Raw genomic sequence first — 12,007 nt, forward strand, 5'->3', positions numbered from 1 at the left:
AGACGGCTCGCGAAGCGTACTGTCGTTTGCTGCAGTAAGAACGGCTCGCAGAGCGGCCGCCGTTTGTTGAACTGATATTGGGACGAAATAGTTAAAATTAGCCGGCGGTCTTAGAAGTTTTTGTAAATAAAGAACAAATGTTCCTTTTGTACTATACTTTTTAATTTGGCTATGTTATAATTCAACGTAGATTCTTATGGAGGAATGGATTATGGATCATTTTGAATTAGTGTCTGAATATGCTCCTACCGGTGATCAGCCCCAGGCCATTGAGAAGCTGGTCGAAGGATTTCAGGCGGGCAATCAGTTTGAGACTTTACTGGGTGTGACGGGATCGGGTAAGACGTTTACGATGGCGAATGTGATCACGCAGCTGAATAAACCGACGCTGGTCATCGCCCACAATAAGACCCTTGCCGCGCAGCTGTACGGGGAATTCAAAGAATTTTTCCCTCACAATGCGGTGGAATATTTTGTTTCCTACTACGATTATTATCAGCCGGAAGCCTATGTCCCTTCCACGGATACATTTATAGAAAAGGATTCATCGATTAACGATGAGATAGATAAACTGCGTCACTCCGCAACGGCAGCATTGTCCGAGAGAAGTGACGTGATTATTGTGGCCAGTGTCTCCTGCATCTATGGTCTGGGTTCTCCCGTTGACTATAAGAACATGGTTATTTCTCTGCGGCCCGGTATGGAGAAAGACCGGGACGAGATGCTGCGCAAGCTGGTGGACATCCAGTACACCAGAAATGATATGGATTTTAAGCGCGGTACCTTCCGTGTGAGGGGAGATGTGGTGGAGGTATTTCTTTCCTCCGCTACGGACACGGCAATCCGGATCGAATTCTTCGGGGATGAGATAGACCGGATCACGGAGATAGATGTGCTGACCGGGGAGATCAAGTGTGCGCTGGAGCATATGGCTATTTTCCCGGCCTCCCACTATGTGGTGCCGCCGGATAAAATGGAGCAGGCGATTCATACGATAGAGGAGGAGCTGGAAGAACGGATACGCTATTTTAAGTCGGAGGATAAGCTGCTGGAAGCCCAGAGGATCTCCGAGCGGACACATTTTGATATCGAGATGATGCGGGAGACAGGTTTCTGTTCCGGCATTGAGAACTACTCCCGGCATCTGGCCGGGATGGCACCGGGCAGTACGCCTCACACTCTGATGGACTATTTTCCGGAAGAGTTTCTGATCATTGTGGACGAGTCCCATATCACGATACCGCAGATCAGAGGTATGTATGCGGGGGATCAGTCCAGGAAGACAACATTGGTGGATTTTGGTTTCCGCCTGCCTTCGGCGAAGGACAACCGGCCGTTGAACTTTGACGAATTTGAGAGTAAAATTGACCAGATGATGTTTGTCTCCGCCACACCGAATGTGTATGAGAAGGAACATGAGCTTATGCGTGTGGAGCAGATTATCCGCCCGACCGGTCTGCTGGACCCGGAAATCTCAGTCCGGCCGGTGGAGGGACAGATCGACGATCTGGTGGCGGAAGTCCGGAAAGAGACGGAGAACCACCACAAGATTCTGATTACCACACTCACCAAGCGTATGGCGGAGGATCTGACGGATTATATGCGGGAGATCGGCATCCGGGTCAAATATCTGCACTCGGACATCGACACGCTGGAACGATCCGAGATTATCCGGGATATGCGTATGGATGTGTTTGATGTGCTGGTGGGCATTAACCTCCTGCGGGAGGGTCTGGATATACCGGAGATCACTCTGGTCGCCATCCTGGATGCGGATAAAGAGGGATTCCTGCGGTCTGAGACCTCGCTGATCCAGACAGTGGGCCGCGCCGCCCGTAACTCAGAGGGGCGGGTTATTATGTACGCTGACAATATCACAGATTCCATGGACCGGGCTATCTCCGAGACAAACCGGAGACGTGCGATTCAGGATGCTTACAATAAGGAGCATGGCATTACTCCGACAACCATCCAGAAAGCAGTCAGGGACCTGATCAGAATATCGGTAAAGGCCGAGAATGCGGGTTACAAGCTGGACAAGGACCCGGAATCCATGAGCAAAAAGGAACTGGAGATGCTGGTCAGCAAGATTACCAAGAAGATGCATACCGCAGCCGCGGAGCTGAATTTCGAGCAGGCAGCGCTGCTGCGTGACCAGCTGATTGAGATAAAGAAACAACTGCATGATATGTAGGACAGAATAAATGATAAATGGCGGGGAACTGTGTATTTTCTCCGCCGGGAGGAACAAGTGGGAAAACAATATATAAAAATACGGGGAGCGAAAGAGCACAACCTGAAAAATATCGATCTGGATATCCCCAGAGACGAATTCGTGGTTCTGACCGGCCTGTCCGGTTCAGGAAAATCCTCCCTGGCTTTCGATACTATTTACGCGGAGGGCCAGAGACGTTATATGGAGTCTTTGTCCTCCTATGCCAGGCAATTTCTGGGGCAGATGGAAAAGCCCAATGTAGAAAATATAGAAGGGCTTTCACCGGCCATTTCTATTGATCAGAAGTCCACCAACCGGAACCCCCGTTCGACCGTTGGTACTGTGACGGAGATTTATGACTATTTCCGTCTGCTGTTTGCCAGGATCGGAATTCCTCACTGTCCGGTGTGCGGTAAGGAGATCAAACGCCAGACCGTGGACCAGATGGTGGATGAAATCATGAAGCTGCCGGAGAGAACCCGAATTCAGCTGATGGCTCCGGTAGTCCGGGGACGTAAGGGAGAGCATGTAAAAATATTTGAGCATGCCAAGCGTAGCGGTTATGTCCGGGTTATGGTGGACGGCCAGCTGTATGAGCTTTCTGAAGAAATAAAACTGGAAAAGAATAAGAAGCACAATATTGAGATTATCGTGGACCGGCTCAGTATCCGGGAGGGCATTGAGCAGCGTCTTACGGATTCTATTGAAAATGTCATGAAGCTGTCCGACGGCCTGCTGGTGGTGGATGTAGTGGGTGGAGAACAGATGAATTTCTCCCAGAGCTTTTCCTGCCCGGACTGCGGTATCAGCATCGATGAAATTGAGCCCAGAACATTCTCTTTCAACAATCCTTTTGGCGCCTGTCCGGTTTGTCACGGCCTGGGCTACAAGATGGAGTTTGCGGAGGAACTGATTATTCCGGACCCAAGTCTCAGCCTGAATCAGGGGGCGATCGCGGCCATGGGCTGGCAGTCCTCCACCGATCCGTCCAGCTACAGCCACTGTATTCTGGATGCGCTGGCCAGGGAGTACGGCTTTAGCCTGGACACGCCATATAAAGATCTGCCGGAGGACATCCGACATATGCTGGTTCATGGAACCAACGGCAGGAGTGTGAAGGTTTATTATAAGGGACAGAGAGGTTCCGGCGTCTACGATGTGGCCTTTGAGGGGCTGATCCGGAATCTGGAGCGCCGCTACCGGGAGACCGGTTCTGAGACGACAAGACAGGAATATGAGACCTTTATGCGTATTACCCCCTGTAAGGAGTGCGGCGGCAAGCGTCTGAAACGGGAGGCGCTGGCGGTAACGGTGGGAGACCGAAACATATCGGATGTAACGGAACTTCCGATCCGGGAGCTGCAGGAATATCTGGAAAATCTGAACCTGACCCCGATTCAGGCGCAGATCGGAAAACTGATCCTAAGAGAAATCAAGGCAAGGGTGGGTTTTCTGGTCTCAGTGGGCCTGGAATATCTGACTCTTTCCAGGGCAACAGCATCCCTCTCCGGCGGTGAAGCGCAGCGAATCCGTCTGGCTACCCAGATCGGCTCCGGCCTGGTGGGAGTGGTTTATATCCTGGATGAGCCCAGTATCGGCCTGCATCAGAGGGACAATGACAAGCTGCTGGCAACCCTTCGCCATCTGACAAATCTGGGAAATACCCTCCTGGTAGTGGAGCACGACGAGGATACGATGTTCGCGGCGGATCATATCGTGGATATCGGCCCTGGGGCTGGAGAACACGGCGGCCAGGTGATCGCTCAGGGAACGGCGGAAGAGATTATGCAGGTTCCGGAGTCCATCACCGGCGCATATCTGAGCGGACGTATCACAATCCCGGTTCCGGAAACACGGAGAGAGCCAGCCGGCTGGCTGACGGTAAAGGGAGCGGCAGAAAATAATTTGAAGCATGTTGATGCCAATTTCCCTCTGGGAGTCATGACCTGTGTGACCGGTGTATCCGGCTCCGGCAAGAGCTCCCTGGTCAATGAAATCCTTTATAAACGGCTGGCCAGAGATCTGAACCGTGCCAGGACAATTCCAGGAAAACATGATGATATCATCGGGATTGATCAGCTGGACAAGGTCATCAATATTGACCAGTCGCCCATCGGGCGGACCCCACGCTCCAATCCTGCCACCTACACCGGCGTTTTTGACATGATCCGGGATCTGTTTGCCTCCACGGCAGATGCCAAGGCAAGAGGCTACAAGAAAGGCCGGTTCAGCTTCAACGTGAAGGGCGGACGATGTGAGGCCTGCAGCGGCGATGGTATTATAAAAATTGAGATGAACTTCCTGCCGGATGTGTATGTGCCCTGCGAGGTGTGCGGCGGCAAGCGCTACAACCGGGAAACGTTGGAAGTGAAATATAAAGGGAAAAGCATTTACGATGTACTGGATATGACGGTGGAGGAAGCTCTCAAATTCTTCGAGAATATGCCGGCTATCCGCAGGAAGATAGAAACCCTTAATGACGTAGGACTCTCCTATATTAAGCTGGGGCAGCCTTCCACGACCCTGTCGGGCGGCGAGGCACAGAGAATCAAACTGGCTACGGAGCTGAGCAAGCGGAGCACCGGAAAGACAGTCTATATTCTGGATGAGCCTACAACAGGCCTTCATTTTGCCGATGTACACAAGCTGATCGAGATCCTTCACCGGCTGGCGGAGGGCGGCAATACGGTGATTGTCATCGAGCATAACCTGGATGTGATTAAGACAGCAGACTATATTATAGATATCGGACCGGAGGGCGGCGAAAAGGGCGGCACGATTATCGCTACGGGTACGCCCGAGGAAGTTGCGGAGAATCCGGTGTCCTATACGGGGGTTTATGTGAAGAAACAACTGGAGAAGGGCAAGGAAGAAGGAAAAAGGAATAATGAAGAGTGAAGAGTGAAGAGTGAAGAAGGAAAAGGGAAGAACGGAAGGGATAGTGAAAGCTGCGGCGGAGCCGCAAGTGAAAACGAGCCAGACATAAATGTTTGCACTCGGTGAAAACCGTTCTTTGAGCGGGTGAAAGATTCCTTCGGAAGTGAAAATGTTCCTTCGAAACGGTGAAAAAGTAATTAGTTTTGGGAAAGGATTGTGTTTTATGGGGCAGGAGAGAGTTGAGGGGCAGAGTCATTTTTTCGCGATGATGTCCCGGATGAGATATATTGAGCGATGGGCGCTGATGCGCAATTCCCAGAGGGAGAATATCAGCGAACATTCTCTGGAGGTGGCGATGATTGCCCACCTGCTGGCGGTTGTGGGGAATGTACGGCTGGGGAAATGTGTGAATGCGGAGCGGACTGCCCTGATTGGGATGTACCATGATTCAACGGAGATTATCACCGGGGATATGCCAACCCCGGTGAAGTATTTTAATCCTCAGATCCAGCATGCGTTTAAGGCGGTGGAGGATGTGGCGGGGCACAAACTGATTTCCATGCTGCCGGAGGATCTGCGGACCTCCTATGAGCGCCTCTTTTTTCAGCAGGAGGAGGACGCTTATCTGTGGAAGCTGGTGAAGGCGGCGGACAAGCTTTCTGCCTTGATCAAATGTATTGAGGAAGAGAAGAACGGCAACAGTGAGTTTGTCAGCGCTAAGGCGGCGCTGGAGAAGTCTCTGGATGAGATGGAACTGGAGGAGGTGGCGATTTTCAAGGCTGAATTTCTTCCCTCCTATTATAAAACATTGGATGAATTAAATTAATACTTGGCAGATCCCCATGAGTTGTTGTAATATAATTCGTGTATATTTTTGGCGCATGATGTAACGATAAATGGAAGATACTACAGAAAAAAGAGGAAGATTCATTCCTCTTTTGCATTTCAATAAAAAGGTATGTGAAGGTACCGGTTTTATTGTAGTTGGGGAGGAACTTACGTGGAAAAAGAAATGATTATCGTACTGGATTTCGGCGGACAATATAATCAGCTCATTGCCAGAAGGGTGAGGGAGTGCAGTGTTTACTGTGAGGTGCACCCCTACAGTATGAGCCTGGAAGAGATCAAAGCGATGAATCCCAAGGGCCTGATTCTGACCGGCGGTCCAAACAGTGTATATGGGGAAGATGCGCCCAGGTGTCCGAAAGAACTGTTTGAGATGGGTATTCCGGCACTAGGTATCTGCTATGGCTCTCAGCTGATGGCTTACATGCTGGGCGGCAAGGTAGCGACCGCCCCGGTAAGCGAATACGGCAGGACGGAAGTGGATGTAGACCGTTCCTCTGTTCTTTTTGGGGATGTGGCGGACAAGACGGTCTGCTGGATGAGCCATACGGATTATATTGAGCAGGTTCCTGAGGATTTTACGGTATGCGCCCATACGCCGGTCTGTCCGGCCGCAGCCATGGAGAATCCGGAGAAAAAGCTTTACGCGGTACAGTTCCACCCGGAAGTAATGCACACACAAGAGGGCATGAAGATGCTTTCCAATTTCGTATATAAGGTCTGCGGCTGTTCCGGCGACTGGAAGATGGATTCTTTCGTGGAGAGTACAGTTCAGTCTATGAGAGAAAAGATTGGATCAGGAAAGGTACTCTGTGCTCTGTCCGGCGGGGTGGATTCTTCAGTGGCAGCGGTACTGCTGGCAAAGGCAGTGGGGAAACAGCTCACCTGTGTCTTTGTGGATCATGGGCTACTCCGTAAAAATGAGGGTGATGAGGTGGAAGCCGTTTTTGGCCCCAATGGCCCTTATGATCTAAACTTTATCCGTGTGAACGCTCAGAAGCGTTTTTACAGCAGGCTGGCCGGTTTGACGGAACCAGAAGATAAGAGGAAGGCCATCGGAGAAGAATTTATCCGGGTATTTGAAGAAGAAGCGAAGAAGATCGGCAGAGTGGATTTCCTGGTGCAGGGCACCATTTATCCGGATGTGATCGAATCAGGCTTAGGCAAATCCGCCGTGATCAAATCCCACCACAATGTGGGAGGACTCCCCGACTACGTGGATTTCAAGGAAATCGTGGAGCCTCTGCGCCTGTTATTTAAGGACGAAGTAAGAAAAGCCGGACGTGAGCTGGGAATACCGGATTATCTGGTAAATCGTCAGCCGTTCCCTGGCCCCGGTCTGGGTATCCGTATCGTAGGAGAGGTGACGGCCGACAAGGTGAGAATCGTGCAGGATGCCGACGCGATCTACCGGGAGGAGATAGCAAAGGCAGGAGTTGACAATTCTCTGGGACAGTATTTTGCAGCGCTGACCAATATGCGTTCGGTGGGCGTGATGGGAGACGGCAGAACCTATGACTATGCAGTGGCCCTGCGCGCGGTGACGACTTCCGACTTTATGACGGCGGAGGCAGCGCATCTGCCCTGGGAGCTGCTGGACAAGGTGACGAACCGGATCGTGAATGAGGTCAAGGGAGTGAACCGGGTGCTATATGACTGTACAGGGAAGCCTCCGGCGACGATAGAGTTTGAGTAGTAGCCAGGGAGCCAGGAAGCCGCTTAAACAGCGGACTTTTCGGCTCTTTGGGTGGGCGTGATACCTTTTTGATACCTAAATTTATTATTTATCTTTATCAGAAAAATAAAGCAGAGGACGGCGACAATAATATCTGCGGGCAGAGGATAAAAGAAATCAGAGAACAATATTAAAAACTAAGAACAGGATAACAGTCCTGTTCTTCATTTTTATGGAAAAGCTCATGATTATTATGTTATAATCGGACAATATACCAGAATTGATCAAGGGAGTGTCACGAATGAGATTTGAATATACGGATGGGAGCAGTACTGAGTTTGTCGAATTATGCGGCCTTTTGGATGATTTTTTAAATGCTCTTACAGGCGGAGAAGAAAAGCGGCAGGAATATATTCCTTATAATCGACTTGATGATATTCATGATGTAATTGTTGTGTATGATAATGATATTCCGGTTGGAAGTGCTGGGTTTAAAAAATATGATGATGACTGTGCAGAGGTAAAGCGTGTCTTTATAAAACCCGAATACAGGGGTAAGGGAATTTCAAACAAACTGATGGAAGTGCTGGAATGCAATGCCAGGAAACAAGGATACCATTATTTGATTTTAGAAACCGGTGAACCACTTATTGCAGCGATGGCGTTGTATCGCAAAATTGGTTATAAGGTTATTCCAAACTATGGTCAATATAAAGATATGCCGGATTCTGTTTGTATGAAAAAGAAATTATAAACTACCAATTCTCTAATCCACACTTATATAACTTTCTATTCACCTTGGAAATAACATCCTGGTAAATTCTCATTTGCCAGGGAACTGAAATTCGGAAAGGGACAGCAAAGTTTGAAACAAAGCAGTTTCAAACTACTGTAGAGGTATACCTATGAAAATGCCGCCAGAAAAAATTGATACTGTTATGTTTGCCCCCTGCGGAATGAATTGTAAGGTTTGTTATAAGCATTGTTATCATAAAAAGTCATGTGCGGGCTGTTTAAACAGCGATAAAGGCAAGCCGGAACATTGCCGCAGATGTAAGATTAAGGAGTGTATCAATGACAAGGGATTGTCTTATTGCTTTGAGTGTTCTGATTATCCCTGTAAGCTGATAAAAAACCTTGAAAAAAGCTACAACAAAAGGTATCAGGCAAGCCTGATGGAAAACAGCGAGTTTGTCCAGCAGTACGGATTAGAAGCGTTTATGGAAAAGCAGAAAGAAAAATATACTTGTCCTAAATGCGGCGGCATTATTTCCATGCATGACAGGGAATGCAGCGAGTGCCAGGAAAAGATGGATCATTAAACAAGCAGCTTGGTATAAGAAATGGATTTCCAGACTGCCGTATTATGGATGATGATCAACCTGACCCTGATACGCCTGATATCGGGGGAAACTGAATTATTATTTAGCATTCTGCAATCGTGGTTATCTTGTAAATAATTCTGAAAATGAAGTTCGTTAAGAAGGAGGCACCATATGTATCCACTCTGCAACCAGCAGTTGACGGGATGTAAGGCGGTCATGGTTGCTCCGCAACTGCCTTTTATCGTAATATGGCGTTATCAAACAAGAAAAAGGAGGAGCCGGTTATGACCATAGCGGACAGAATTCAGACCTTACGAAAGACAAAGGGCATATCCCAGGAGGAACTTGCGGATAAGATAGGAGTTTCCCGGCAGGCCGTTTCAAAATGGGAGAGTGAGCAGAGTACACCGGATGTTGAAAAGATTATTTTGTTAAGCAACTATTTTGAGACAACCACGGATTACTTGCTGAAAGGAATTGAGCCTGCTGCAAAGCAAGAAAATAAATGGAATGGACTCATTTTTTCCACGGTGGGTACAGCCGTCAATATCATTGGTCTGTTTGCGGCGATTGCCATATGGCTGGAAAGACAGATGACCTACGCAGTTGGAATCGGATTTATTTTCATGGCGGTGGGGACGATGATATTTGTGATCGGACAGGTGACTGACAGCAGTAACAAGAAGAAAAGCAGAAAATTGTTTGCACTGGTGAATGTTTGGATTCTGCTGTTTATTCCACTGTCGTGCTGCTTTAATATTTTGGATGGTTTGTTTGGCGGATTTACCGGGCAGCTTGCTCCAATGCCTCTTTTGGGAAATTCCTTCGTAACGCTGGGTCTGTGCTGGCTGGTTTATATCGTTGTCTGCGTTGTCACCGACATTGTGATAGTAAAAGCGGCAGGAAAAAATGAGAATTAAAGATTTCGTAAAGAAAAACAGCCGGAAGACCCAGCAGAACGGGACTTTCCGGCTATAATTGTTTTTTTACTAAATAATGTCATGTTCTGTGGCAATAATACCGGAATGCATTTGCGATATAGTCTGCGGCGCCCTCACCATATTGAGTGTCGGTCACAGCCTTTATGTAATCGCTTGAGTAAGCTCCGATGAGTGCGTCCCAGTAGTCGCCGTCCAGGGAGGCAGTTGCAGCATTTTCCTTGATAAATGCTACAATTTCCCGGACGATATCCTGGACTTCCCCGGAGGAGTAATCTCTCTCCATATTAGCGGTCAGCCGACTATACAATTCCTTATTTTTCTCCACAATTTCTCCTGCTTTTCCAGATAACTGCTTCTCCATGATCTCAGAGAAGTGCTCCAGATTGTATTTCATAGCTTCTGTGTACTTCTCAATGCTGCCATACTGCTCAATGGCAAGTCTGGCCACATTGGATTCGTCTTCTTTTACTTTCTGTATGAACAGTTCGAAGTTATCCATACTCCCCCAGTTTTTCAATATAACATCAGTATTGGAAGCTTTGAACTGTTCCAGCGCCTCGATATATTCACTTAGATCAAATTCTTTAAAGCTCATGCATGACTCCCCTTTCTCCAAACGGTCAAGCAGATCAATCAGTTTGTCGATGCGCGCCCGTTTCAGAGAAAGCAGTGTTTTCTGCTTCCGGAACGTTGCGGTTCTGTCAAATTCCGGCTTCTCCAATATTTCTTTGATATCCTTCAGCGTAAAATCCAGCTCCTTAAAAAAGAGGATCTGCTGCAGCTTCTGCAGAGCCGCTTCATCGTACAAGCGATAACCCGACGGCGTAAAACCGCTGGGCTTTAACAGATTGATTTCATCATAGTACTGCAATGTCCGTACGCTGATGCCTGTAATACCTGCAACCTGACTTATCGTTTTCATGATTGTCTGTCCCTTCATTTTTGATATAAGAGAATGAGAGAATATCGTCAAATATTCTGTTGCGCAGGAGTTCATCAGCCGGCTATACTCCAGATTCATCCTCTGAATAAAAGGATACACTATCACGTTACGTGAGAGTCAACCCTTTTTGCTATTCTAGGACTTGCCCGCTTTGCTCCTTTTTCTCAGCCTTAGCTCAATTCCTCTTTCCTGAGCCATTTCCTGGAACAGCCGTACAGAAGAAGCCGCTTTTTCCTTTAATGACAGGTTCTCTCCATCCGTCTCCTGACGGAGATTGTTTATTATTGATCTGATATCATTTAGATCCAGCAGATTTACAGCGGTACAGTAGAAGGTTTTCCTGCGCCCGTCATTATAGTTGGCAAGGAGGTCGTCTAAAATAACTGCTTTCTCAGAGAGTTCCGCCTGGTAATGCTCCGTTCCCATTTCTTTCGCCCGGGCCATATCCTTGTGCCGGTTGCGGTGGGAGATGAAGGAGTCGTAGTCGTCGATACCATCATATTTGTCACAGGGATATTCCGCACACTCATAACAGTATTCTGGTTTGCCGTGCACAAGGCTGCATTTTGTGATCCTACAGGACTGATTTCCGGCCCCTCCGCCGCAGCCTGGGCAATACTGCCCCAGATACATAGGACAGATGGCGCAGTTTAGTCCGCACAGGGAGAACAGAGGATTGCTTCTAATAAAATCTTTCATGGGAGCTTACATCCTTTCAGACGGGCGGTCCAGGAGGACATTTTCCGGCCATAGCAGAAGGAAACTCCGGCATTATAGTATTCCTCCGGACTAACCTGTACCAGTGTCTCCGTACCGGAATACATACCGTCTTCTGAAGTATAGAAGGAGATGATACTGCTGCCGATAATTTCGAACGTACCCTTTAAAGTGCCCAGAGCCGGATTATAGGATTCCCACTGGAGCGTGGAAGGGAGCTCAGACTCATGGATCGAATATTTATTGGTAAAACGGACCGGTGTCTGGAGAGTTACTTCCAGAAAACCGTCCAGGGACCATTGTTCTTCACTGTGAATGACAGAGACTTCTCCATACAGAGGAAATTCCTGCCCCTCTTCGTCAAAGTAGGTGCCTTCGGCTCTCCAGTCCTGTGTATTATAAAAATAGGTATGTTTCATATCAGAGACTCCTTTCCACCATTTCATAAATTCTGTCAGCCCCGCTATA

Annotated in this window: 10 protein-coding genes; 7 read left to right on the plus strand and 3 right to left on the minus strand. The window is 48.3% G+C overall.

Annotation, left to right across the window (positions count from 1 at the left end; genetic code table 11):
• Positions 1-211 precede the first annotated feature (211 nt).
• From uvrB to ABCW47_RS04405, 7 genes are all read left to right on the plus strand, one after another.
• A complete protein-coding gene (gene uvrB, locus ABCW47_RS04375; protein WP_343208641.1) occupies positions 212-2,194 on the plus strand; it encodes an excinuclease ABC subunit UvrB in 1,983 nt (660 codons plus the stop codon).
• A gap of 57 nt (positions 2,195-2,251) precedes the next feature.
• Entirely contained in the window at positions 2,252-5,113 is a 2,862-nt protein-coding gene (gene uvrA / locus ABCW47_RS04380) for an excinuclease ABC subunit UvrA (RefSeq protein ID WP_343208642.1), read from the plus strand.
• Between the two features lie 202 nt (positions 5,114-5,315).
• Positions 5,316-5,918 (plus strand): 5'-deoxynucleotidase, encoded by a 603-nt coding sequence (gene yfbR / locus ABCW47_RS04385; protein ID WP_343208643.1) that lies wholly within the window; start codon positions 5,316-5,318, stop codon positions 5,916-5,918.
• A gap of 174 nt (positions 5,919-6,092) precedes the next feature.
• Positions 6,093-7,634: a glutamine-hydrolyzing GMP synthase gene (gene guaA / locus ABCW47_RS04390; RefSeq protein ID WP_343208644.1), complete on the plus strand. Its 1,542-nt coding sequence runs from the start codon at positions 6,093-6,095 to the stop codon at positions 7,632-7,634.
• A gap of 280 nt (positions 7,635-7,914) precedes the next feature.
• Positions 7,915-8,367, plus strand: a complete 453-nt coding sequence (locus ABCW47_RS04395) for a GNAT family N-acetyltransferase (RefSeq protein WP_343208645.1) — start codon at positions 7,915-7,917, stop codon at positions 8,365-8,367.
• A 151-nt stretch (positions 8,368-8,518) separates the two neighbouring features.
• Positions 8,519-8,935, plus strand: coding sequence for a DUF3795 domain-containing protein (locus ABCW47_RS04400; protein WP_343208646.1), 417 nt, complete (start codon positions 8,519-8,521; stop codon positions 8,933-8,935).
• A gap of 287 nt (positions 8,936-9,222) precedes the next feature.
• Entirely contained in the window at positions 9,223-9,858 is a 636-nt protein-coding gene (locus ABCW47_RS04405; RefSeq protein ID WP_343208647.1) for a helix-turn-helix domain-containing protein, read from the plus strand.
• Between the two features lie 79 nt (positions 9,859-9,937).
• On the opposite strand, the gene ABCW47_RS04410 is transcribed toward ABCW47_RS04405, so the two are convergent.
• From ABCW47_RS04410 to ABCW47_RS04420, 3 genes are all read right to left on the minus strand, one after another.
• A complete protein-coding gene (locus tag ABCW47_RS04410; RefSeq protein ID WP_343208648.1) occupies positions 9,938-10,801 on the minus strand; it encodes a MerR family transcriptional regulator in 864 nt (287 codons plus the stop codon).
• 156 nt (positions 10,802-10,957) lie between these two features.
• Positions 10,958-11,521, minus strand: coding sequence for a DUF3795 domain-containing protein (locus ABCW47_RS04415; RefSeq protein ID WP_343208649.1), 564 nt, complete (start codon positions 11,519-11,521; stop codon positions 10,958-10,960).
• Positions 11,518-11,958 carry a hypothetical protein gene (locus tag ABCW47_RS04420; protein ID WP_343208650.1) on the minus strand — a complete coding sequence of 147 codons (441 nt, stop codon included), beginning with the start codon at positions 11,956-11,958 and terminating at the stop codon, positions 11,518-11,520. The genes ABCW47_RS04415 and ABCW47_RS04420 overlap by 4 nt, the downstream gene beginning before the upstream one ends.
• Between the last annotated feature and the right edge of the window lie 49 nt (positions 11,959-12,007).

It is taken from the genome of Anaerolentibacter hominis (assembly GCF_032380675.1).
GTDB lineage: Bacteria > Bacillota > Clostridia > Lachnospirales > Lachnospiraceae > Anaerolentibacter > Anaerolentibacter hominis.